Origin of the sequence: Streptomyces sp. SID13666 (assembly GCF_010548325.1) — a bacterium.
Lineage (GTDB): Bacteria > Actinomycetota > Actinomycetes > Streptomycetales > Streptomycetaceae > Actinacidiphila > Actinacidiphila fildesensis.
Genome location: NZ_JAAGLX010000030.1, coordinates 17,342 through 39,921, shown reverse-complemented (window position 1 = coordinate 39,921; position 22,580 = coordinate 17,342). Strand labels below are relative to the sequence as shown.

The following is a 22,580-nucleotide window of genomic DNA, read 5'->3' as shown; positions in this document are numbered from 1 at the left end:
GCCTTGTTCTGTCAGGCGCAGAGGGGTCACGCTGCGCGACCGCCGGTCCGGTTCCGTTTACGCTAGTTCGGCGTAGGGGAGTGGTTCAGCGCTTCGTATAGAGGAAGCCGAGCTTGTCGATCTCGTTGGTGGCGCGTCCGTGGAACCCGGCGAGCTGCCATCCCGAGGGCGCGGTGCGTGTTACGCAGTCGGACGTGGTGGCTCCCCCGGACAGGCTCCTGCCGAGGTTGGTACTGAACTTGGCGTAGAAGATCCGGGTGTGGCCGTCCTTCTCGGCTTGGCACAGTTGGGCGGACGTGACGTACTCCCCGCTGCCCAGGGTCAGGGACGACACCGTGCCGCCGGTACCGCCGTGGGTGAGGACCTTGCCGTTGTCGAGGGCAAGCCCGACGCTGTCGACGCGGGAGCCGCTGCGCAGCGAGAGGCTGACGGGGCGGGCGCCCGCCGGTACGGCATCGATGTCGGTGTAGTAGTCACCGTGCGGTCCGCCGAACTGGTCGCTGAGCTGGAAGTCCGCATTGCGCGACCAGGAGAAGCCGACCGCGATCGGGTCGTGGTCGGAGAGCATGAGACCGGCATCGGTGAGGAACGTGGCGTGCTCGTTGTTGTAGGACGTGGCGTTGAGCGACACGAGTTTACTCCCGCGATAGAGGACCTTGTCGACCACCTCGCAGGTGTTGGGCACGGTGGGGCCTGTCTGGTCGCAGACGAGGGCGTCGCTGCCCTTGGCAGGCGGGGTGCCGCCGCGGATGAGCTTCACCCAGGCGTCGGTGAGGCCGTTGGCGGCCGCGAACTCGGCGATGGTGTCGCCGCTACGGGTATAGCGGGTGTTGGTGTCACCCATGACCACGACGGCGTTCCCGGCCGAGTGGGCGTTGATGAAGGCAGTGAGCTGACTGAGATTGTTGGCGCGCGAGGCCAGGTCGCCGTCGTTGGTGCCCGCGTTGGTGTGCAGGTTGTAGAAGTCGACGTACACGCCTTCCGCCAGCCGCTCACGTATGAAGGTGAACCCCTTGGGCGTCAGGCAGTCGCCGGAGTCGATCTGGCAGGAGTTCCAGTGCACCCGCTCGAAGTCGTCCTCGTCGTAAGGCATCTTCGACAGGGTGTTGAGCCCGCTTCCGATGCCGGCGCCCCCGCTGGAGGGGGTGCGGTGGGCGTGCGCGCTGTCTGCCGCGTAGAGGTAGGAGTGGTAGTTGAAGTCTTCTTCGACGTGCACGATGTCGTACGGCGAGATGCGCCGGCCGATGGCGGAGGTGCTGGTGTCGCGGGGCGTGGAGGCGCTGGAGAGGATCGCCGGCAGACCCGCGACGTTGTAGGTGAGGGTGCTGAAGGAGCCGGAGAGCGGGTCCGCGGCAGCGGCGGGGGACGCGGTCGCGACTAACCCGCCGCATGTGATGGCCGCGGCCGTGAGGCATGTGAGAAGACGGCGCATGAAGGGGAACTCCTGGGCAGTAGGGAAGGATAGCGAGAACGTACCGCCGGTAACCTGTAGTTGTCGCCGCCTCGGCTGCGGGAGTTCGACAGTTAATCGCGTGGTTCAGGCACTGAGGCCGGCGGTGGTGGGCCGTCCGGTTTCCCCAAGGGTGAAGGTCAACACCCGTCCATAGCGCCGTCAACCCCCGAAGGGCTTGCGGTGTCGACCACTTCGGTGGGGGCGCGGAAGGCGGCGCCGGGGGCGAGTGCGAGTCGGGCGAAGCGCTCGCCCATCAGCTGATAGCCCACCGGATCCGGATGCAGGTTGTCCGGCAGGTGATCGATGTCGTCGGGACCGAACAGGGCCGGCCCGGCGAGGAAGTGCAGATTCGGGTCGCTCACACCGCGCCGCTCGGCCACAGCGGCGAGCGTGTCGCGTATCAGCCGCAGGCTCAGGCGGCCTTCGTCCACCTCCGAAGGCGTGCCGTGCGTGATGAACCACAGTTTGGCGGCCGCGGGGTCGACGAGGGAGGGTCCCGGCCGGTCCTCGACCGAAGGGGAGTGGATCGGTGAGATGAGCAGGATCGGGGTCCGCGGGTGGCCCTCGCGGATCGTGTCGAGGAAGGCGTGCACAGCGGGGACGAAGGCGCGCAACCGCATTGAGTCCCCGTTCACGACGTTGATGCCCAGCTTCAGGCTGATCAGGTCCGCCGGGGTGTCGCGGATGGCGCGAGCGGTGAAGCCGTCCAGCTGGGCCTGGCCGCTGAAACCGAGGTTGAGCAGGTCGAGACCGGCCAGACGGGCGGCCACGGCGGGCCACGTCCCGGTAGGGCGCAGCGCCTCGCGGCAGTGGCTGATCGAACTGCCGTGGTGAAGCCAGACCGGCCCGGGCGCGGGGGTGGGCGGCACTAGCGGGGCGTCGGCGCGCAGCCCGATCACTTCGACCCGAGTGTGGTGCGGGAGCCAGATCTCGATCTCATGTTCCCCGGGCCGCCGCTGCAAACCGGAGAAGCGCACGGTGCCCGGCGCCGCCTCGGTGCGGCTGAGCACGCCGGTCTCGTCGAAGACCACGATGGTCCCGGGCTTTTCGGTAACCCCGGCGGCCACCACGTCGCCGTCCACCACCAGGTCGAATCCCTCCACCCGTGCAGGCGGAACGTCGCCGCGCCACACACCCTGGGTGGCGAGCAGGCTGAGTTCCAGCGTGTCCGCCGCGGTCCGCAGGGCAAGCCGCACTCCGCTCGGTTCGAGTACAACGTCCTGGAGCGAGTCAGGTGGGTATTGGTCGCGGGTCCAGCGTGGCAGTCGGTGTGGCAGCCAGCCCGCCTCGGTGCGTTCGAGGTCGAGATTCCCGCGCCATTCGACAGGCCCGGCACCCAAATCGCTGTGGTAACCAAGCTCTGGGCTGCTGAAATATGTTGCCTTCATGTGTGACCTTCTCTGGTGAGGAGCGGTGGTGGTGCCGCCCGTGGGGGATGGAGTGGCGGATGGTCCAGGCGGCGGCCGGTCGTCTCTGGGCGGCGTCGTGGCGCCGGTTCAGGGGTACAGCGGCTCGTAGTCGAGCCAATCCAAGTGGACGGTGCCGGACGCGGCGTACAGGCCGATGACGCGGCCGGTGAAGCCGCCGGCCACCTCGGTCGACAGATAGCGGCCGTCGAGCGTGTCGAGCACGGTGAAGGTGCCGTCCGGATCCTCGATGCCGAGCGTGAGGGCGTCGGGCCCGGTGCGGGCGTCCCGGGGTGGGTTAGTGGAGATCCGGACGCCGAGGGTGACGGGCCGGCGGGCACCGACCGGGACCCATCACGGTGCGCAGGGGGCCGATGCGAGCCACGACCCGCACCTGTCCTGCGGACGCCTCGATCTCGTAGTGGTGCTCCTCGTCGAGGCGGACGGCGAGGCCGCCGCGCCCTTCGGCCGGATCGATCAGTGTGCGGACCTGGCACTGCAGGTGCTGCTGGCGGCGGCCCACGAACACGACGTCCGGCTCGTCCGGGGAGCCGCCGCGGGCGCGCAGGGTCAGCTATCCGGGCCGCTCGGTGGTGGTGCAGTACTTCGCCGGACGGTCCCGCACGGAGATCCACTGCGGTCGCAGCTCGCTGTGGTCGAAGTCGTCCCGGACGGCCCCGGCGGGGCCGGGGAGCAGAGGCCAGGCGGGCGCGGGCATCTCGGGCGACACCTCGCCGACGACCGGCCATCCGTCCACCCACTCCAGGGGCGCCAGGAAGGTCTCGCGGCCGAGTACATGCCAGCCCGGCGTTCCACCGCCCGGCCGGACGGCCAGCAGCAGCATCCACCACGAGCCGTCCGGCCCCTGGACCAGATCCGCGTGACCGGTGTTCTGGATGGGGCGATCGGTGCCCCGGTGGGTCAGGATCGGGTTGTCCGGGCACGGTTCGAACGGGCCGCCCGGGGTGCGCCCGCGGGCGATCGAGACACCGTGGCCGCTTTCGGTGCCGCCCTCGGCGATGAGCAGATACCAGTACTCACCGATGCGGTACAGGTGCGGGGCCTCCGGGGCTTTGGCAGCGGGGCCGCCCGACCAGAGCCTGCGCGGCGTTCCGAACGACTCGCCGGTGCGGGGGTCGAGGCGGACTTGCCAGACCCCGGCGACCGTGCACCAGCAGGTCCCGTCCTCGTCCCAGGCGAGATCCGGGTCGATGCCGTGAACCCCGGGCAGCCGCACCGGGTCGGACCAGGGGCCGGCCGGGTCTGTGGCGGTGAACAGCAGGTTGCCTTCGCCGTCGGCCACATTGGTGACGATCAGCCAGAACCGGCCGTCGTGGTGGCGCACGGTGGGGGCGTAGATGCCGGCGGACGACGCCATGTCCGGGGGCAGGCGGAGCTGGCTCGGCCCTGTCCAGCGCGTTGCCGATCTGTGTCCAGTGCACCAGGTCGCGACTGTGGAAGACGGGGACGCCGGGGAAGTACTCGAAGCTGGAGCAGACGAGGTAGTAGTCGTCACCCACGCGGCAGACGCTGGGGTCGGGGTGGAAACCGGGGATCACGGGGTTGGAAAAGGTCACGTCCGGTTGCTGTGGGTCTGACATGTGGTCAATTCCTTTCGGTGGTGCGATGGTCGCGGTACCGCGGCGGGATCTCAGGGCGCGTCCGACGCCGTGGGGGTGAGGCGCAGGAGCACGGCGGACGAAGCCGTGGGCAGCGTCAGCGTGAGCACGGCGCTGTCGGGGTTCCAGGAGGCCGCGGCGTAGTCGGGGTCGTCGAGGCGGGTGGAGAGGTACCAACCCTGCCCGCAGCGGGGAGGGGGAGCCGCTGCCGGTCCGGGGGCGGGCGCATCGCGGGCCGATCGGATCAGCCCTTGATCATGACGTTGAAGAAGGAGTTCCAGTAGCCCACCGCGTAGAAGGAGCGCAGCACCAGGATGTTGAACACGGAGACGGAGCCCGGCAGGATCAGCACCCACCATGGGTTGTAGCCACCGAGCCCGGTGACCACCGGGAAGGTGGGGATCATGCCGCCGCTGACGACCATCGTGACGATCGGCAGCCCAAGGATGGGGCGGTGCCCGAATGACCGGGACCGCGACAGGCCGTAGCCGCGTAGCACCGAGACCACCATCGACAGTGCGGTGCCGACCCCGGTGACGGTGATGCGATGGCTCACCGGCAGCGCGGTGCGCACGGTCGCGTCGCCCAGCATCTTGCGGTACGCCTGGAAGCTCAGGCCGTCCGGCCGGATCACCAGGCTCCCGACCCGGTTGACGGCGCCGGGGGAGGAGTCAGCGCGGCAGCCCCGGCCACGGAGGCGGGTGCGCCGATGGGACTGCTCCGGTTCAACTCGTTGGTGATGACGACCCCTTCTCCCTCGGTGCGTCGAAGCGCTTCACTTCGTGGCGAACGCTAATTACATGTTTCTCGCGAACCAAGAGGGAGAACTCAAGGGAACCTTCCTGTTGTTGGAACATTGGCAGCCTCAAGGTGCCAATGACAGCGTCGAAGCGCTTCAACGCTTCGCAACCAGCCTCCTGGAGAGGCGGGGTTTGCCCCAGGGGTTCCCCGACCTCGTCCGCCATCGACCGAACTCCCTTCCGCGACCCTGCGCTACCCAATCTGTTCACCCAGGGCGCGCCGGTCGCCGTCATCGCCATGGGCCTGGCTTTCGTCCTGCTCCTCGGCGAGATTGACCTCTCCGCGGGATTCGGCTCCGGCGTCTGCGCCGCCGTCATGGCCAAGCTCATGGCCGAACACGGCCAGCCCTGGTGGCTGTCCCTCCTGGCAGGACTTGGCACCGGCGCGGTCATCGGACTCATCATCGGGCTTTCGGTCGCCAAGGTCGGCATCCCCTCCTTCGTCATCACCTTGGCCGCGTTCCTCGCCCTGCAAGGCGTCGTCCTGCTCATCATCGGTAACGGCGGCAACATCTCCATTCGCGACAAAACCATCGTCGCCATCGACAACAACAACCTTTCTCCCATGCTCGGCTGGCTCCTGTTCGCCCTGTGTGTCGGAGGGTACGGCGCAGCCCAGCTCGCCCGCCGCGCCACGAGGGTCCGCAAGAAACTGGTCACCGAACCCGTTCCGGTCACCGTCCTGCGCGTCGCCGCCGTCGCCGTCATCGGCGGACTCGCCGTCTTCTTCCTGAACATGGAGCGCTCCCGCAACTCCGCGATCATCTCTCTGCGCGGCATCCCCGTGGTCGTGGTCATCGTCCTGATCCTTCTGGCGATCTGGACCTACGTCCTCAGCGGAACCGCCTTCGGCCGCCACATCTACGCCGTCGGCGGCAACGCCGAGGCCGCCCGCCGCGCAGGTATCAGCGTTGCCCGCGTACGCATCGCAGGATTCGTCATCTGCTCGACGATGGCCGGAATCGGAGGCGTCATCGCCGCCTCCCGCGCCACCTCCGTCGACCCCAATGCCGGCGGCAGCAACACCCTCCTGTACGCCGTCGGTGCAGCGGTCATCGGCGGCACCAGCCTCTTCGGCGGCAAGGGCCGCGCCTTCGACGCCCTGCTCGGCGGCGCGGTCGTCGCCGTCGTCGACAACGGCATGGGCCTGATGGGCTACAGCGCCGGCGTGAAATTCGTCGTGACCGGAGCGATCCTCGCCGTCGCCGCGGGAGTCGACGCACTCAGCCGAAAACGAGCCGCCGCCACCGGCCTGTGAGAGGGCCGTTCGTGAGTTGACGTCCATGGGGTGTGGCTCGTGCCTCCTAAAAGCGCTTGCAGGAGGCACGAGCCACACCCTTCATCGATTCACCCTGCCGCCGTGGCAGGTCAGCTACGGGTCCAGCGTTGGTTGCTGCCGTTCGAGCAGGAGTAGAGCTGGATCAGGGTGCCGTTGGCGGTGCCGTTGGCGGCGGCGTCAAGGCAGAGGCCGGACTGGACGCCGACGATGGATCCGTCGGAGTTGAGGCGCCATTTCTGGTTGTCGCCACCCCAACAGCTGTAGATCTGGACTTTGACGCCGTTGCCGGTGCCGGCGGCGTCCAGGCACTTGTTGCCGTAGACCCTGAGCTCGCTTGCGGCGGTGTAGGTCCACTGCTGGTTGGTGCGGTTGTTGCAGTCCCACAAGTTGAGCTGGGTGCCGTCGGTGGTGCTGGCGCCGGGCACGTCCAGGCAGCGGCCTGAACCGACGCCCTTGATTTGTCCAGAACCGGGCGCAGAGGTCGGAGTGGGGGTTGGAGTGGGTGTGGGGGAGGCGGCGTTGAGTGCGTTGAGGACGGAGGTGTAGGCGGGCTTTTTGCTCCCGTCGCCGTTGAACAGCAGCGGCGTTTGCTCCGATCGCCAGGAGTCGGTGTCGCGCACACCCCAGACGGTGATGCCGAGGCAGCGCGGGACGGCCAGGCAGTCGTTGGTCACGTTGGCGTAGGTCGTGGCCGAGGCGCCCTGGATGTCGAGTTCGGTGATGGCCACATCGACGCCGAGCGCGGCGAAGCTCTGCAGAGTGGTGCGGAAGTTGCTGTTGTAGGGGCTGTCGTTGTTGAAGTGCGACTGGAAGCCGACGCAGTCGATCGGCACGCCGCGCTGCTTGAAGTCTCGGACCATGGCGTACACGGCCTGGGTTTTGGCCCAGGTCCAGTTCTCGATGTTGTAGTCGTTGTAGCAGAGCTTGGCGGCCGGGTCGGCGGCGCGTGCGGTGCGGAAGGCGACCTCGATCCAGTCGTTGCCGGTGCGCTGCAGGTTGGAGTCGCGCCGGGCTCCCGAGCTGCCGTCGGCGTAGGCCTCGTTCACGACGTCCCACTGGACGAGCTTGCCCTTGTAGTGGGCCATCACGCCGTTGATGTGGTTGGTCATCGCCTGGCGCAGGGTGCTGCCGCTGAGGTTCTGCATCCAGCCGGGTTGCTGGGAGTGCCAGGCAAGCGTGTGGCCGCGTACCTGCTTGCCGTTCTGCACCGCCCAGTTGTAGACGCGGTCACCGGCGGCGAAGTTGAACTGGCCCTGCTGGGGTTCGGTGGCGTCGATCTTCATCTCGTTCTCTGGCGTCACCATGTTGAACTCGCGGCCCGCGATCGTCGTGTACGCCGAGTCGTTGAGCCTGCCCGAGGCGATGGCGGTGCCGAAGTAGCGGCCGCTCTGCGCCGCCGCGCCGCCGAGTGTGCTCTCGGCGGCGTGTGAGGTCGGAGGCGCTACCAGCACGGCGGCCGCACCGAGGACGCCGACGACCAGGGCCGTACACAGACCGCCGATCTTCCGGCGGACGGTGGGTGGGGGAATGGCATTTAAGCGCATGGCTGAGCCTCCAGGATGGAAATCACGGAAGGATTAAAGCGCGGCAGTGTAAATCCGCGTTAGCGACGCCCGCGTCCATTGACAAAGGACACTCACCACCAGGGCGCAACTATCCAAGGGCGGCACTCGGAACTCGGGTGGACGTGCGACGCCACCTCGGAACTCAGTGTGGAAACCTTGCCGAAACATGTCAAGAGTTTCGAAACAATTTCGAGAATGATCCCCTTTAGATAGCTCATTAGTGGCCTTCGGATGCACAAAGGTCATCGAAAAGGTTTCGGTGCGGATCGCCCGAACTGGGCTGTCATTGAAAGCTCAGGCAAATTCAGAAGATCACGTGACGCCCCGCCGTCTCGTGCCGGCTTCCGGGCATCTACCACATTCACTTTCGGACAGAAGCAGAGAGGAACCCGGGCCGGGCACGGAGGTGAACGCCGACAAGTGGGCGCTGGATCTGAACGGCGGGTCCTGAGGGAGATACAGCCATAAACGAGTATTTCTTTCAGTTCACATCTCGGGGACACCGATATCCGTTGCCGCAGAGCGGCCAGCCGTTGAAGGTGGGAGCGTGACTTCACGTGCAATCCGTACACGGCCCGGGCAGGGCGGGTTCACCGCACGACATCACCGTCAAGAGGTGATGCGCTCAACGGCTGAATCCTGTCCTACTGCACGCCGCCGTCGCTCAGGCCGCGGTCGCGGCGCGCCACTCCCAGCACACCGCCCTGCCCGGCGGGAAGTCGGGGCCACGACGGAGGCCCTCGTGAGCGCCTTTCGCAGCCTGTTCGCATCGATGCGGCCGTGGGCACGGCGTGTCGTACAACGCACCGTGTCCACGCCGGTGTTCGGCAGGCAGCGTCAGGTCGACCGGCGAGGTCGCCGGGTCGTTCTACGGCATGACGGGAGCGGGAGGTGGGGGCCACGGTCAGGGCAAGACCGTGTTGAACTCCAGGGTCGGGTTGGCGTTCCGGACGAGGGACTTGGCCTGCTCCGGCCACCACGCGCCGGCCGCGGGATCGACGATGCCGTACTCCGGGTCTACGGTGCCGCCCGGGATGCTTCGGTTGCACTGGCCATCCGACTGGCCGACGGTCTTGATCCACAGGTAGGCGTCGACGAGGGGGACGCCGGTGTTCGCGGTCGGGCGGTCGCCGATGCCGCGACCGGGAGCGTTGCACCAGGTCTGCGGGTCGCCGCTGTACTTGCCGGCGGGCGGGGTCCAAGCCCCCCGGCCGTTGCGGCTGGTGTCGACAACGAGGTGGGTGAGCTCCTGGGCGGGCGGGGTACCGACGTTCTGCTGGAGCCACACGTCGGTCCAGTGCCAGGTGGACGGGTCGTCCACGTTCACGGCGTTCCCCGGCTGCCCGTCGTTCGGTGCCGCGGGGGAGTAGTACTGGCTCGCGCACCAGTCGGGGTGCCCCTTGGCCCATTCCGGGCCGTTGGTGGCGAACCACAGGCACTGGGAGACCCAGGTGCCGTAGTGGGTGGACAGGTCGGTGGCCAGATAGTTGGAGACGTTCAGCGAGAAGCCCTGGGTGCGGGTGACACCGGCCTGGAGGAGGCGTTGCGCGATGTCGCCGACGCTGTGCCAGTGGCTGTTGCCGGCGTCCAGGTAGACGACGCTGTTCGGCTGCCGCTCCAGGGCGTCGATCGCGTGGTTGAGGTCGGCGATGCGTCCGGTGGTGTTCGCGCCGGTGGGGTCGCTGTCGGGGCCGCAGTCGGAGGGGAGGTTGGCCAACCCGTCCGGTTCGAGGATGACGACGGCCTTACTGCGGCCGAGTCCCCGGGCGAAGGCGCTGATCCAGGCCTGGTACTCGGCGTCCGACTGCGCACCGCCGGAGGAGTACTGGGAGCAGTCGCGCAGCGGGATGTTGTAGGCCACCAGGACGGGAACCGTCCGGGTTCGCTCGGCGCGGCGTACCAGGTCGCGTACGCGGGATTCGACCTGCTCCGGGGTGCCGTCGGTGAACCAGGCGGCCTCCGGCCAACTGGCCAGCGTGGCCATGGACTTGGCGCCCTCGAAGTCTCGGTGGAGGAGTTCGGTGACGGCCTGGTGGGCCGCGTCGCTGTGGGGATCGACGTAGAAGCGGGTGTTCGCGGGAAGCGTGTGGGAGGCCGGCGCGGCGCTCGCCTCGGCGGAGGCCGGGGCGACGGCGCCGAGGAGCAGTGTGAGTGCGCTCATGGCCAGGACGCATCGGGGCAGGGGGATACGCACGGGGTTCCTTCGGTAGGGGTGTTCGGTTTCCCGGGCCCTGGCGTCGGACCGCGTCGGGTTCGGACCCGGCGCCAGGGTCCCGGCCTTCGGCGCGGGAACGGGTCAGTAGCCGTAGACCATCTTGTAGGCGACCTCGGGCAGGAACTGCCCGGCCGAGGAGCCGGCCCCGATCCCGCAGTTGCCGTCGGACTCGCCGGGGACCTTGATCCACAGCAGCATCTCGGCACCGCCGCCGCGCTGGCTGGGAGTACCGATCCGGCGGCCGGCGGGGTTGCACCATTGGCCGTTGGAACCGTTGCCGTTGCGGCTGGTGTCAACGACGAATGGCTTGGTGTAGCCGTAGGAGCCCAGGGCGGAGTTGACCGCGTTGCCGTAGGAGGTGTTCTGGTCGGTGGTGAAGTAGTTGGAGACGTTCAGCACGAAGCCGTGTGCCCCGCTGACACCGGCGGCTGCGAGCTGCTGCGCCATGGTCGAGGCGCCGATCCAGCCGGGATTCCCGGCGTCGAGGTAAACCCAGGTGTTGGGTGCCTTGGCCTTGAACTGGGCGATCGCGTTCTTCAGCATGGCGTTGCGCTCAGTGATCTGAGCAGCCGTCATGCAGCTCTCGTGGCCGAGTGCGTCGGGTTCGAGGACGACGACGGCCGGGCGGCTGCCGATGCCACTGGCGAAGGCGGCGATCCAGGTGTCGTACGCGGCGCGGCTCCCGGCGCCGCCGCCGGACTGACCGGCGCAGATGTCCCGGTTGGGGATGTTGTACGCGACCAGGATCGGCAGCTTGTCGTAGGAGTCCGCGCGGCCGACGTAGGCGCCGGCGGCCGTGCCGATGTCGCCGCTCCAGTTGCCGAACCAGCGGGCGGCCGGGGTGTTGGCGATGGACGTCCGGATCGCCGCCGCCCGCCCGTCGCCAGGGTTCGCGTTGGCCCACCGCAGGGCGGAGTTGTCGGGGTCGGCGTAGAAGCCGCTGGTCATGGTGGTCGGGTCGGCGGCGTGCGCCGGGCCGGCGTTGATGACGGCGAGACCGGTGGCGAGCACACCGGCCAGCAGGGCGGATGCAACTCGGACGGACTTGCGCATGGTTCTTCCTCCGGTGGGTGGGGGCGGAGAAGTGGAAGCGCTTCCAGTTTTAAGTGAGTCGGACCGCGTTGGATGGGATGATTGTGTTTGTTGCCAGGGTGTGTCAAGAGGTTGAACACGGCAGTGCCACGGTGGCCGGCATGGCGCGATAGGTTGGAAGCGCTGCCAAATCGAGACAAGGGCATCATCCGCGGACAGGCCCGAAGCCGGGACGGTGCATGGAATCATGATCCGTGTTCACCATCCACGTGAGCTTGAGGAGCCGTTTTTCCATGGAGCCGTCACCCAAGCGCATGCCGACTCTCGACGAGGTGGCTGCACGAGCCGGTGTGTCGCGCACGGCGGCCTCCCGAGTGATCAACAACGCCCCGCACGTCAGCCGCGCCAAGCGGGAGGCGGTTCAACGGGCGGTGCGCGAGCTGGATTTCGTGCCCAATCCGTCCGCGCAGGCCCTGGCGAGCCGAAGGGTCGGAGCGGTGGTGCTGGCGGTCTCCAGCGACGAGCCGGGGCTGTTCGCGGACCCGTTCTTCGCGGAGGTCATCGTCGGCGTCAGCGCGGCGCTGGAGCAGACGGAACTGGAACTGATCCTGCTGCTGGCCAACACCCCGCGCGGCCGGGAGCGGTTCGAGCGATTGCTGCGTTCCCGCCGGGCCGATGGCGTCATGCTGATGGCGCTGCGCGGCGACGATCCGCTGGGACGCCTGGGCGAGGAGATCGATCTCCCCGTCGTCTTCGGCGGACTTCCGCTCATCGGGGAGCCCACGTGGTACGTGGACGCCGACAACCGGGGCGGTGCCCGCCTGGCCGCCGAGCACTTCGCGCGCACCGGCCGTCGACGGCCCGTCATGATCACCGGACAGGTGGACGCCAGAGCCGCCGTCGCGCGGGAGCAGGGGTTCACCGAGGGGCTGACGTTGTCCGGCCTGCCGCTGCTCGGGGTCGAGCCCGGGCAGTTCACCGAGGACGGCGGCGCCGAGGCGATGGAGCGGCTGCTCCGGGCGCACCCCGATCCCGACGCGGTGTTCGCGGCCTCCGACGCGATGGCCATCGGCGCTCTGCGCACCTTGCGGAAACGGGGGCTCCGGGTGCCCGAGGACGTCGCGGTGATCGGCTTCAACGACCTGGCGAGTGCCCGGCACACCAGCCCTCCGCTGACCACGGTCCATCAGCCGGTGCGGGCGCTGGGGCAGGAGATGGCCCGGATGCTGGTCAGCGCCATCGAAGGGCACCACCCCAGCCCGCTGATCCTCCCGACCCGCCTGACGGTGCGTGAGTCCGCCCCCGGCCTGCCCGTGTCGGCCTGATCGGTGGGCGCTACCGTCAGGCGGCGGGTGACCGGCCCGAGCGGGCGCGCACGTACCCCGGGGACATGGCGGATGCCGAGTGGGCTGCCGCCTATTGGCGCGCTGGCGCGACGAGGGCTGGATCGCCGAGTCCCATGACCGGCTGTGCGACTGGGTCCGCCAGCCCGCTGGCCGGATCCGGACCCGACCGCGGGCATCGTCGACGCCGGGGCCTGTCCGGCGGATCATGAACGGCCCCTTCCCCAGCTACCGCTGGGAGGTGCCCCCAGTCTGGCACTGCAGCTCGCGGTGTTGCCGAAACACCCACAGACAAAAGCGCATGCGGGCGTTCTGGTGCCTTGCGATCCACCGCACCATGGGGGCCACCTCCCAGCGGTAGCCGGGGAGCTTGGACCGCCCCCGATCCGCCGGACAGCCCTAGTGTCCAGGCGATTCCTACCGGCTTGGGTACGTGATGTCGAACCACGAGAAGTGGGCTTGGGCGGTGGACGGGCGGCCGTTGGAGGTGGCGTAGAGGCCGAGCTGGATGCTGGTGAACAGGGGGGTGAGGAAGGTGGCTTCGACGGTGGCCAGGTCCTGCCAGGCGCCGTCGGGTGCCGCGTGGGCGAAGGTGTGGCTGAAGCCGCGGATGCGGACCCCCAGGCGAATGGGGCCTGGGGGGACGCGAATGCCGGCCAGGACCTCGGGCCCGTGCAGGAGGCTGAGCCCTTGCGTGGTGCGAAGGAAGAGGAGGTGGGTGTCGTCGTCGAGGACTACGGCGAGGCCTGCCTGTTGGTCCGGTGCGGCGGGGGTGAAGTGCAGTTCGGTGGAGACGTCGCAGTCGGGCTGTTCCTGGGGGCGGGCCAGGAGGGACGGGGCGGTGCGTTCGCCGAGGCGTTCCGGCCGGAGCCGGAGGCGGAGCCCGTCGCCGGTGGTCCAGAACTTCGCGCGCGGGGTGCGGAGGGCGCTCCAGTCGGGGGAGAGGACGGTGAAGTCGTCGTGCAGCGGGCGGCGGAGGTCGGTGTGGTTGACGGGGGAGAAGACCGGCCAGCCGTCGTCCCAGGTGATCCGGCTGAGGAAGGTCTCACGGCCGAGGGCGGAGCCCGGGCGGACGCCCAGGAGGACGGCCCGCCAGTCGCCGTACGGGGTTTGGACGAGGTCGGCGTGCCCGGTGCAGGTGACCGGTCCCCCGGCCGGTGGTAGCACCGGGTTGCCGGGGGCACCGCTGTAGGGGCCGGTCACGCGCTCGGCGCGGGCGGCCACCACGCTGTGGTCCACATCGGTGCCGCCCTCGGCGGTGATCAGCAGATAGGTGCCGTCGATCTTGTAGAGGTGCGGGGCTTCCGACCATCGGGCGCCCGGGTGGCTTCCCGGCCACAGGACGTGCTCGGGGCCGGTGAGCCGTCGTTCGCGGGGCAGGTATTCGCGCATCCAGATCTCGGTGCGGCCCGCGGCTTCGTCCACGACTCGTGCGGCGGTGAACCAGGCCCGGCCGTCGTCGTCGAAGAACAGCGACGGGTCGAAGCCCTCGCCGTCCAGCCAGTGCGGTTCCGACCACGGCCCCGCCGGGTCGGTCGCCGTGACGACGAAATGGCCGGGGCCGTCCATCAGCGTGCAGACGAGATGGAAGACGCCGTCATCGTGCCGGATCGTCGGTGCGAACAGGCCGCGTGAGGGCTCGCACCCATCGAGGTCGAGCTGAGACGCGCGGTCGAGTGCGGAGCCGAGGCGCCGCCAGTTCACGAGATCGCGGCTGTGGAACACGGGAAGGCCCGGGAACCATTCGAAGCTGGACGTCACCAGGTAGTAGTCCGCTCCCACTCGGCAGACGGACGGGTCGGGCCGGAACCCGGGCAGCACGGGATCACCGAACCGTGTGGTCATGGAACCGGGACGATCTCGACCGGCACGGACAGCACCCGGTCGGCCGCCGGGTGACGTACGGGGCCTTCGAGAGTGAAGGAGCCCTGGAGCGGGAGGTCGCCGCTGGACCGTCCGACGGCCACGCCGATCTCCCCGGGCTCCACTCTTCTCCGCAGATCGAGCCCGGTGAAAGCGGTCCGGTCGGCATGGACGGAGAAGGTGATCCGGGCGGCCGCGCCCGGCTGCAGCTCGACCCTGCCGAATCCGGCGAGCCACCGCTGCGGCCGGACGACGGACGCCACAGGGTCCGAGAGGTACAGCTGGATCACCTCGGTCCCGGCCACTTCGCCGATGTTGCGTACGGTGGCCGAAACGGCGACGGCCCCGTCCGTCGCGGTGACGGGATCCACCGAGAGCTCCGAGTGGGTGAAGCTGGTCCAGCTCAGTCCGTGTCCGAAGGGGAACAGCGGAGTCGGGTCCACCGAACTCCAGTCGGTGTGGCCGCCGAGCCTGGCGTGCAGGTAGGTGCCGGGCTGGCCCCCCACCTGGCGGGGGATGGAGACGGGCAGCCTCCCGGACGGTTCCGCGGCTCCGCGGATGATCCGGGCCAACGCCGTCCCGCCTTCTTCGCCGGGGAAGAAGGCCTGCACCACGGCCGAGGCCCGCTCGGCCAGCGAGCCGAGCGCGTAGGGCCGTCCGGAGACGACGACCAGGATGGTCGGCACCCCGGAGTCCAGGACGGCGGAGGCGAGTGCGGCCTGGTCGCCGGGCAGGTCGAGGGTCTCGGCGTCGCAGCCCTCCCCGGACGTGCCCCGGCCGAACATGCCGGCCCGGTCCCCGAGCAGCAGCACGTTCACGTCCGGATCGTCCACGGTGACCGTGAACCCGGCAGCGGTGAGCGCTTCGCCGAGCGTCGGAATCTCCACCCCGAGGTCGCCGGGCAGCGCGACGTGGTTGGGGAAGGAGTAGCAGCCGAGGAAGGACTGAGGGTCGTCGGCGTACGGCCCGCTGATCGCGACCCGGCACGGCTGCAGCGGCAGTGTGCCGTCGTTGGCGAGCAGCACGGTGGACCGTTCGGCCAGGAGCCTGGCCAGAGTCCGGTTTTCCGGCGGGTCGAGGTCGACCGGCTCGGGCTTGACGGGTTCCCAGTCGGGGTCGAGCAGGCCGAGTTCGGCCTTTTGTAGCAGGACCCGTTCCGCGGCCCGGTCGATGAGCACCTCGGATACGCTTCCTGACCGCACGAGGTCGGTCAGCGGCTCGCCGTAGCAGCGGGCCGTGGGCAGCTCGACGTCGATTCCGGCGGTCAGCGCCAGCGCGCCGGCCGCGCCGCGCGATCCGGTGACGCCGTGCCGGGTCTCCAGGAACGAGATGGCGTAGTAGTCGGCGACGACCACACCGCTGAAACCGAGTTCGCCCCTGAGCAGTTCGGTCAGCAGTCGCTCGTCGGCGGCGACCGGGACGCCGTCCACATCGGTGTAGCTGTTCATCACCGACCGGGCGCCTCCCTCGCGCAGTGCCCTTACGAACGGCTCGACCAGTACGTCGGCGAACTCGCGCGGCCCCGACGAGACCGGTGCCATGTTCCGGCCGCCGCGCGAGGCCGAGTACCCGGCGAAGTGCTTGAGCGTCGCCACGATCCCGGCGCCTTCCAAGCCCTGCACGTAGGCCGTGCCGATCGCTCCGACGAGATAGGGATCCTCGCCTATGCACTCTTCGGTCCTGCCCCACCGGTAGTCGCGGACCACGTCGAGCACCGGAGCCAGCCCTTGGTGGACGCCGACCCGCCGCATCCCCGCGCCGATGGCGGCGGCCATCTGGCGCACCAGCCCGGGATCGAAGGACGCACCCCAGGCCAGCGGCCCGGGGAAGACCGTCGCACCGAACGTCATGAACCCGGTCAGGCACTCCTCGTGAGCGACCGCCGGGATGCCGAACCGGCCGGATCCGGTCACCTGCTGCTGGAGCGAGGCGAGCCGCTCCATCCCGGCTTCCGCGGTGATCGGCGCGGTGCCGTACACCCGGGTGAGCTGGCCGAGCCCGTGGGCGACGATGTCGTCGAGGCCGGGCGCGGACTCGCCGGAATCGTCCTCCATCGGCGCGACAGGTGTTCCCGGATTCGAGGGCAACGCCCAGAAGCCGGTGAGTTGCCCCGCCTTCTCCTCCATCGTCATCCGTTTCATCAGATCGGCGACGCGCACGGGCGCGGGCAGGAGGGGGTCACGCCAGGGCTCGGTCAAGGGGTTCTCCTAGAGACGGGGCGGGGCGGTGGAGAGCCGGACCTTGAGCTCGGTCGAGAGCTCCATCCGGGGGCTGACCAGGGGCTGGTCCTCCAGAAGCTGGAACAGTGTGCGGGCGGCGACTCGGCCCATCTCCTCCAGCGGCTGGCGCACCGTCGTCAGCGGTGGTGACAGCCATTCGCACATCGGCAGGTCGTCGAAGCCGACCACGCTGAGGTCCTGCGGGATGCTCAGCCCGCCCTGCCGGGCGGCTTCATAGACGCCCATCGCCTGCTGGTCGCTGCCGGCGAAGATGGCGGTCGGCGGCTCGGGGAGGGCGAGCAGTTCCTGGGCGCGCTGGAACCCGCCCTCGTGCTGGAAGTCGCCGAATCGGATCAGATCGCGGTCGACCTCGATCCCGGCCCGCTCCAGAGCGGCCCGGTACCCGTCGATGCGGGCCTGGCTGCAGAGCATCTCCTTGCGCCCGCCGATCGTGGCGATCCGGCGGTGTCCCAGCTCGAGCAGGTGCTCCGTGGCGGCGAGGCCGCCCGCCCAGTTGGTCGCACCGATGCTCGGCACACCGTTGCCCGGCAGGTCGATCGGGTCGATGACGACCAGCGCCACCCCGGCCCGTTCGACCTGGGCGCGCTGGGCGTGGGTGACCGAGGCGGTGACGAGGATGACGCCGTCGCTGTGGTGCAGGACCGGCAGTGCGGCCCAACTCGACGGCGTGGCCTCGCCCGGCGGGACGAGCGACACGACGGTGCCGACGCTGCGCTGGGCGCACTCGGCCTCGACGCCGCGCAGAATCTCCACCGCCCACGCGCTGTCCAGACCGCCGATGATCAAGTCGACCAGGCCCGACCTGCGGGCCCTGCCCTGCCGGCCCGGGTGGAGGTAGTTGTGAGACCGCAGCAGGCCTTCGATCCGTTCGCGTGTCGAGGGTGCGACATCGGAGCGACCGTTGATCACCTTGGACACGGTGGCCTGGGAGACGCCTGCCTCCGCGGCGATGACGGCCAGGGTCGGACGCTGCTCGCTCAACTTCTCTCCTCTGTGCGGACGCCTTGGGCTGGCGACAATTATCGCAAACTTTCGAAGAGTTTCCGGTCGGCCCGACCTGCCTGTCAAGCCCGGCGTGAGCTTCTGTTCAAGGATAAATCGCCGGCAGGTTGGCCAATATCGACGATAGGTCTTGACCGAGAGGCCTCACCTTCCTAGTTTATGGCAGCACAGAATTCGAGAGTATTTCGAAATAGTTTCGAAGATAAATCCGACATTCCTCACTCCGGAGGTCCCATGGCCAGTACCTTCCCGAGCCGACGACGCTTCCTGGCGCTCTCGGCCCTGACCGCACTGTCCGTTCCGCTGGCCACGGCCTGCGGCGGTGACGACTCCGGCGACAAGCCGGGGGCCGACGGCAAGGTGACCTTCGCGTGGTGGAACATCGCCACGACGGAACCGGGCAAGTCCCTCTTCCCGCAGATCTCCTCGGCGTTCACGGCCGCTCACCCGAACATCACGATCAAGACGACCTCGTTGGAGAACGAGGCGTTCAAGTCCAAGCTGTCCGCCACCACTTCGTCGGGCAAGCTCCCCGACGTCTTCCAGACCTGGGGCGGCGGCGTGCTGCGGCAGCAGGTCGACGCGGGGCTGGTCGAGGACCTCACCGACGCGTTCGGCTGGTCGTCCGACCTCACCCCGGTCTCGCTGCAGGCCTATCAGTTCGAGGGCCGGACCTACGCGGTGCCCTACGACGTCGGCATGGTCGGCTTCTGGTACAACAAGAAGCTCTTCACCAAGGCCGGGATCACCGCGCCGCCGGCCACCTGGGCCGAGTTCCTCGAAGACGTCAAGAAGCTCAAGGCGGCGGGCGTCACTCCGATCGCCCTCGCGGGCAAGGAGAAATGGCCAGGTCACTACTACTGGGCCTACCTCGCGATGCGCGTCGCAGGCCTTCCCGCGCTGCAGCAGGCCGCGACCACCAAGGACTTCACCGGCGACGGCTTCGTCCAGGCGGGCACCCACCTCAAGGAGCTGGTCGACCTCCAGCCGTTCCAGACGGCCTTCCTCGGCGCCGGTTACTCCACCCCCGGCGGCCAGGCCGCGACCATGGGCAACGGCAAGGCCGCCATGGAGCTGATGGGGCAGTGGGCGCCGTCGGTGCAGAAGGACGCGGGCGCCGACCTCGGAGCGGACCTGGGCTTCTTCCCCTTCCCGACAGTCGACGGCGGAGTCGGCAAGGCCACCGAGGTGTTCGGCGGCGGCGGCGGCTTCGCGCTGCGCAAGGGCGCCCCGAAGGAGGCCTTGGACTTTCTGAAGTTCTTCGTTCTGCAGAACGAGTCCAAGCTGCTGGCCTCCAACGGCTACCTGCCGGTGGTCAAGGGCGCGGAGAGCCAACTCGCCGACGCCAACAAGAAGGTGGTGGCCGACAGCCTGGTCAAGGCGACGGGCTTCCAGCTGTTCCTCGACCAGGCCTACCCGCCGGCAGTCGGCCAGGAGGTCAACGACAGCGTCGCCGACCTCATCGCGGGCCAGAAGACGCCCGAGCAGGTCACCAAGTCGATTACCGCGGCCGCGAAGGGTGCCTAGCTCCGTGTCTACCCCGACCAAGGAGCGGACGGAGGAGGCTGTGCCGGTGCGCCCGCCGGCCCCGGCCCGGTCGCGCCTGCGCGGGCTGAGAAGCTGGGCGTCGGTCGCCGTCTACCTCGTCCCGGCCCTGGTCCTCTTCCTCGTCTTCGTCCTCGCCCCGATCGCCGTCGCCGTCTACACCGGCTTCTTCAAGTGGGGCGGGATCGGCCCCATGGACGACTTCGTCGGCTTCGAAAACTACACCAAGCTGTTCGACGATCAGGTCTTCCTCGGTGATCTGGGGCGCGGGCTGTACCTGATCGTCCTGTCGATCACGGTGCAGCTGCCGTTCGCGCTGTTCACCGCGGTCCTGCTCAACCAGAGGCTGCGCGGCCGGGCCGTCTACCGGATGCTGTTCTTCGCGCCGTACATCCTGTCCGAGGTGGTCACGGCGGTCCTCTTCACCATGATCTTCCTTCCCGGCGACGGCATGGCCGACCATCTCGCCGGCGCCCTCGGCCTGGAGGGGCTGCAGGGCAAGTGGCTCGCCGACCCTTCGACGGTCATGCCGACCCTGTTCGTGGTCATGGTCTGGAAGTACTTCGGCTTCCACATGATGCTCTATCTCGCCGGGCTGCAGAGCATCCCGGGTGAGATCCTCGAGGCCGCCTCCATCGACGGCGCCGGCGCCTGGCAGCGCTTCCGGCATGTCACGCTGCCGCTGCTCGGCCCGACCATCCGGATCAGCGTCTTCCTTTCGATCATCGGGGCCATCCAACTCTTCGACCTCGTCTGGGTCATGACCGCGGGCGGGCCCAACCACTCCTCCGAGACGATGGCGATCTCGATGTTCCAGTTCGGGTTCAAGCGCTACCAGGTCGGCTACGCCAGCGCGATCAGCGTGGTGATGTTCATGATCTGCATGATCTTCTCCCTCTTCTACCAGCGTTACGCGCTCCGCCGTGACCTGAGCGGGGCCATCACCTCAGGAGGCGGCCGATGAACGCCCGCAGGACGGCACGCGGCCTGTCGCTGCACGCCGTGATCTGGCTGATCGGCGCGTTCGTCGTCGTGCCGCTGATCTACGCGGTGATCTCCGGGTTCAAGAGCACCGGCGAGCTGACGACCAACCCGTTCGGGCTGCCGGAGCACTGGAAGACCGGCAACTACACCGGCATTCTCGGCGACGGCATGTTCTGGCGGCAGATCGCCAACAGCGCGGGCATCGCGATCGGCACGGCAAGCTGCACGGTGGCGGTCTCCGCGATGGCGGCGTTCGTCCTGGCCCGCTACGCCTTCCGGGGCAGGGAGCTGTTCTACGCGCTGTTCACGATCGGGCTGATGTTCCCGTTCGCGGTGGCCGTCCTGCCGCTGTTCCTGCTGCTGCGCAACTTCGACCTGCTCGACAACCCGCTCGGAGTGATCCTCCCGCAGGCGGCCTTCGGGCTCCCGATGACGATCATCATTCTGCGCGGTTTCTTCCGGACCATCCCGGCGGAGGTCGAGGAGGCGGCCATCGTGGACGGCTGCGGCAAGTTCCGCTTCTTCTGGAAGATCCTGCTGCCGATGGCGCGTCCGGCGCTCGGGACGGTCTCGGTGCTGGCGATCGTCGCGAGCTGGAACAACTTCTTCCTGCCGCTGCTGGTGTTCAACGACCCGAAATGGCAGACGATCCCGGTCGGCGTCCAGCAGTTCCAGGGCCAGTACTCGACCGACTACGCGCTCGTTCTCGCCTACATCGTGCTCGCCATGGTCCCCGCCCTCGCCTTCTACGCCGTCGCCGAGCGGCAGTTGATCGGCGGCCTCACCGCGGGCGCCACCAAGGGCTGACCCGTCCCGCGTGACCTCCATTCCCGAGGAGACGTTGTGAAACGCCTGACCGCACTGACAGCCGTATGCATGTTAGCGTTAACATCACAGGCCGTGGCCGCCCCCGCGCGACCCGGCATCGACTTCGGCGCCGCGCTCCAGCCCATCGACGGATTCGGCTTCTCGATGGCCTTCCAGCGGGCCGACCTGCTGCACGGCGCGCGCGGCCTCAGCCCGGCCAAGCAGCGCGAGGTGCTCGACCTGCTGCTCAGCCAGGACAAGGGCGCGGGCCTGTCGATCCTGCGCCTGGGCATCGGGTCGTCGACCGACACGGTCTACGACCACATGCCGACGATCCTGCCGGCCGATCCCGGCGGGCCGGACGCCACACCGAAGTACGTCTGGGACGTCTGGGACGGCGGCCAGGTCTGGCTCGCCAAGGAAGCCAAGGCCTACGGCGTCAAACGGTTCTACGCCGACGCCTGGAGCGCCCCGGCCTTCATGAAGACCAACCAAAGCGAGAACAACGGTGGCGAGCTCCTGCCCGAATGGCGTCAGGCCTACGCGAACTACCTCATCCAGTACGCGAAGTTCTACCGGCAGGAAGGCATCAGGATCACCGACCTGGGATTCACCAATGAACCCGACTGGACGGCGACCTACGCCTCGATGCGGTTCACCCCGCAGCAGGCCGTCGACTTCCTCAAAGTGCTCGGGCCGACCGTCCGAGGGTCGGGGCTGAAGACCGAGCTGGTCTGCTGCGACGCCGCGGGCTGGGACCGGCAGGCGGCCTACACCGAGGCCATCGAGGCGGACCCCGCGGCCGACAAGGCCGTGCGGACCGTCACCGGCCACCGCTACAGCGGTCCGGCCCAAGTCCCGCAGCCGACCGACAAGCGCGTGTGGATGTCGGAATGGTCGCCGGACGGCTCCACGTGGGACGAGCACTGGGACGACGGCAGCGGCTACGACGTTTCACCGTCGCGGACGACATCCAGAACACCCTGACCGTCGGCAACGCCAGTGCCTATGTCTACTGGACCGGCGCGTCCCTCGGCGCGACCCGGGGGCTCATCCAGCTCGCCAACCCCGGTGACGACTACCGGGTGTCCAAACGGTACTGGGCGCTGGCCGCCTTCAGCCGGTTCATCCGCCCCGGTGCAGTCCGCGTGCCGGTCACGGACGCCGACCCGGCACTGCGGGTCACCGCCTTCCGCAACGCCGACGGCAGCCGCGTGATCGAGATCCTCAATACCGCGGCCACCGAGAGCTCCGCCGAGTTCTCGCTTCGCGGCGGGCATGACCGCCACCCCGACGGCTACGTCACCGACGAGACCCGCTCGATCACCCCGGCCGACATCGTCTCCACGCACGGCACGACCCTCACGGCGACGCTCGCCCCGCGCGCGCTGACCACGATCGTCCTCGACTGACCCGCCCCGCACCCG

General features: G+C 68.8%; 18 protein-coding genes and 1 pseudogene. 7 read left to right on the top strand and 12 right to left on the bottom strand.

Features of this window, described 5'->3' with window-relative positions:
- Nucleotides 1–85 precede the first annotated feature (85 nt).
- The 6 genes and pseudogenes from G3I60_RS30050 to G3I60_RS30035 form a co-directional block, all read right to left on the bottom strand.
- Complete coding sequence (locus tag G3I60_RS30050; protein ID WP_164297978.1) at nucleotides 86–1,432, bottom strand: jacalin-like lectin; 1,347 nt, start codon at nucleotides 1,430–1,432, stop codon at nucleotides 86–88.
- A gap of 158 nt (nucleotides 1,433–1,590) precedes the next feature.
- Entirely contained in the window at nucleotides 1,591–2,793 is a 1,203-nt protein-coding gene (locus tag G3I60_RS30045) for a GDSL-type esterase/lipase family protein (protein ID WP_239070409.1), read from the bottom strand.
- Between the two features lie 156 nt (nucleotides 2,794–2,949).
- On the bottom strand, nucleotides 2,950–3,084 hold the full coding sequence (locus G3I60_RS46540) for a hypothetical protein (RefSeq protein ID WP_343241821.1): 135 nt from the start codon (nucleotides 3,082–3,084) through the stop codon (nucleotides 2,950–2,952).
- A gap of 73 nt (nucleotides 3,085–3,157) precedes the next feature.
- Nucleotides 3,158–3,388, bottom strand: coding sequence for a hypothetical protein (locus G3I60_RS46535; RefSeq protein ID WP_343241822.1), 231 nt, complete (start codon nucleotides 3,386–3,388; stop codon nucleotides 3,158–3,160).
- A 45-nt stretch (nucleotides 3,389–3,433) separates the two neighbouring features.
- Nucleotides 3,434–4,460, bottom strand: a pseudogene (locus G3I60_RS30040) (family 43 glycosylhydrolase).
- Between the two features lie 262 nt (nucleotides 4,461–4,722).
- Complete coding sequence (locus G3I60_RS30035; protein ID WP_164297982.1) at nucleotides 4,723–5,112, bottom strand: hypothetical protein; 390 nt, start codon at nucleotides 5,110–5,112, stop codon at nucleotides 4,723–4,725.
- A 242-nt stretch (nucleotides 5,113–5,354) separates the two neighbouring features.
- Here G3I60_RS30035 and G3I60_RS30030 point away from each other — a divergent pair, with 242 nt between their 5' ends.
- Nucleotides 5,355–6,536 (top strand): sugar ABC transporter permease, encoded by a 1,182-nt coding sequence (locus G3I60_RS30030; RefSeq protein WP_164297984.1) that lies wholly within the window; start codon nucleotides 5,355–5,357, stop codon nucleotides 6,534–6,536.
- A 110-nt stretch (nucleotides 6,537–6,646) separates the two neighbouring features.
- On the opposite strand, the gene G3I60_RS30025 is transcribed toward G3I60_RS30030, so the two are convergent.
- The 3 genes from G3I60_RS30025 to G3I60_RS30015 all read right to left on the bottom strand — a co-directional run bounded on the left by G3I60_RS30025 (nucleotide 6,647) and on the right by G3I60_RS30015 (nucleotide 11,390).
- Entirely contained in the window at nucleotides 6,647–8,101 is a 1,455-nt protein-coding gene (locus G3I60_RS30025; protein WP_164297987.1) for an endo-1,4-beta-xylanase, read from the bottom strand.
- Between the two features lie 925 nt (nucleotides 8,102–9,026).
- Nucleotides 9,027–10,283, bottom strand: a complete 1,257-nt coding sequence (locus G3I60_RS30020; protein WP_164607991.1) for a glycoside hydrolase family 6 protein — start codon at nucleotides 10,281–10,283, stop codon at nucleotides 9,027–9,029.
- Between the two features lie 135 nt (nucleotides 10,284–10,418).
- Nucleotides 10,419–11,390 (bottom strand): glycoside hydrolase family 6 protein, encoded by a 972-nt coding sequence (locus G3I60_RS30015; RefSeq protein WP_164607989.1) that lies wholly within the window; start codon nucleotides 11,388–11,390, stop codon nucleotides 10,419–10,421.
- 272 nt (nucleotides 11,391–11,662) lie between these two features.
- Between G3I60_RS30015 and G3I60_RS30010 the strand changes: the two genes are divergently transcribed.
- Nucleotides 11,663–12,694, top strand: coding sequence for a LacI family DNA-binding transcriptional regulator (locus G3I60_RS30010; RefSeq protein ID WP_164297993.1), 1,032 nt, complete (start codon nucleotides 11,663–11,665; stop codon nucleotides 12,692–12,694).
- A gap of 435 nt (nucleotides 12,695–13,129) precedes the next feature.
- Here G3I60_RS30010 and G3I60_RS30005 read toward each other — a convergent pair whose 3' ends face one another.
- Genes G3I60_RS30005 through G3I60_RS29995 form a run of 3 tightly spaced genes read right to left on the bottom strand, consistent with a single transcriptional unit; the run spans nucleotide 13,130 to nucleotide 17,796 of the window.
- Nucleotides 13,130–14,557 carry a glycoside hydrolase family 43 protein gene (locus G3I60_RS30005; RefSeq protein WP_164297995.1) on the bottom strand — a complete coding sequence of 476 codons (1,428 nt, stop codon included), beginning with the start codon at nucleotides 14,555–14,557 and terminating at the stop codon, nucleotides 13,130–13,132.
- Nucleotides 14,554–16,773, bottom strand: a complete 2,220-nt coding sequence (locus tag G3I60_RS30000; protein WP_164297997.1) for a glycoside hydrolase family 3 N-terminal domain-containing protein — start codon at nucleotides 16,771–16,773, stop codon at nucleotides 14,554–14,556. Before G3I60_RS30000 ends, G3I60_RS30005 begins: the two co-directional genes overlap by 4 nt.
- Before the next feature lie 9 nt (nucleotides 16,774–16,782).
- Nucleotides 16,783–17,796, bottom strand: coding sequence for a LacI family DNA-binding transcriptional regulator (locus G3I60_RS29995; protein ID WP_164297999.1), 1,014 nt, complete (start codon nucleotides 17,794–17,796; stop codon nucleotides 16,783–16,785).
- A gap of 255 nt (nucleotides 17,797–18,051) precedes the next feature.
- On the opposite strand from G3I60_RS29995, the gene G3I60_RS29990 reads away from it, so the two are divergent.
- The 5 genes from G3I60_RS29990 to G3I60_RS45775 all read left to right on the top strand — a co-directional run bounded on the left by G3I60_RS29990 (nucleotide 18,052) and on the right by G3I60_RS45775 (nucleotide 22,565).
- Nucleotides 18,052–19,344 (top strand): extracellular solute-binding protein, encoded by a 1,293-nt coding sequence (locus G3I60_RS29990; protein ID WP_164607988.1) that lies wholly within the window; start codon nucleotides 18,052–18,054, stop codon nucleotides 19,342–19,344.
- A 76-nt stretch (nucleotides 19,345–19,420) separates the two neighbouring features.
- Nucleotides 19,421–20,326 carry a carbohydrate ABC transporter permease gene (locus G3I60_RS29985; RefSeq protein ID WP_203674248.1) on the top strand — a complete coding sequence of 302 codons (906 nt, stop codon included), beginning with the start codon at nucleotides 19,421–19,423 and terminating at the stop codon, nucleotides 20,324–20,326.
- Entirely contained in the window at nucleotides 20,323–21,153 is an 831-nt protein-coding gene (locus G3I60_RS29980) for a carbohydrate ABC transporter permease (RefSeq protein ID WP_164607984.1), read from the top strand. The genes G3I60_RS29985 and G3I60_RS29980 overlap by 4 nt, the downstream gene beginning before the upstream one ends.
- Nucleotides 21,154–21,246: 93 nt before the next feature.
- Complete coding sequence (locus G3I60_RS45780) at nucleotides 21,247–22,140, top strand: glycoside hydrolase (protein WP_343241979.1); 894 nt, start codon at nucleotides 21,247–21,249, stop codon at nucleotides 22,138–22,140.
- Nucleotides 22,068–22,565: a glycoside hydrolase family 30 beta sandwich domain-containing protein gene (locus G3I60_RS45775; RefSeq protein ID WP_343241978.1), complete on the top strand. Its 498-nt coding sequence runs from the start codon at nucleotides 22,068–22,070 to the stop codon at nucleotides 22,563–22,565. Before G3I60_RS45780 ends, G3I60_RS45775 begins: the two co-directional genes overlap by 73 nt.
- Nucleotides 22,566–22,580 lie beyond the last annotated feature (15 nt).

What these genes read in the sequence shown, in the direction of transcription:
- G3I60_RS29990 (WP_164607988.1), top strand. Translation starts at nt 18,052, where the DNA reads ATGGCCAGTACCTTCCCGAGCCGACGACGCTTCCTGGCGCTCTCGGCC.
- G3I60_RS30050 (WP_164297978.1), bottom strand. Translation starts at nt 1,432, where the DNA reads ATGCGCCGTCTTCTCACATGCCTCACGGCCGCGGCCATCACATGCGGC.
- G3I60_RS29980 (WP_164607984.1), top strand. Translation starts at nt 20,323, where the DNA reads ATGAACGCCCGCAGGACGGCACGCGGCCTGTCGCTGCACGCCGTGATC.
- G3I60_RS30010 (WP_164297993.1), top strand. Translation starts at nt 11,663, where the DNA reads ATGGAGCCGTCACCCAAGCGCATGCCGACTCTCGACGAGGTGGCTGCA.
- G3I60_RS30025 (WP_164297987.1), bottom strand. Translation starts at nt 8,101, where the DNA reads ATGCGCTTAAATGCCATTCCCCCACCCACCGTCCGCCGGAAGATCGGC.
- G3I60_RS30005 (WP_164297995.1), bottom strand. Translation starts at nt 14,557, where the DNA reads ATGACCACACGGTTCGGTGATCCCGTGCTGCCCGGGTTCCGGCCCGAC.
- G3I60_RS30015 (WP_164607989.1), bottom strand. Translation starts at nt 11,390, where the DNA reads ATGCGCAAGTCCGTCCGAGTTGCATCCGCCCTGCTGGCCGGTGTGCTC.
- G3I60_RS30020 (WP_164607991.1), bottom strand. Translation starts at nt 10,283, where the DNA reads ATGAGCGCACTCACACTGCTCCTCGGCGCCGTCGCCCCGGCCTCCGCC.
- G3I60_RS30030 (WP_164297984.1), top strand. Translation starts at nt 5,355, where the DNA reads ATGACAGCGTCGAAGCGCTTCAACGCTTCGCAACCAGCCTCCTGGAGA.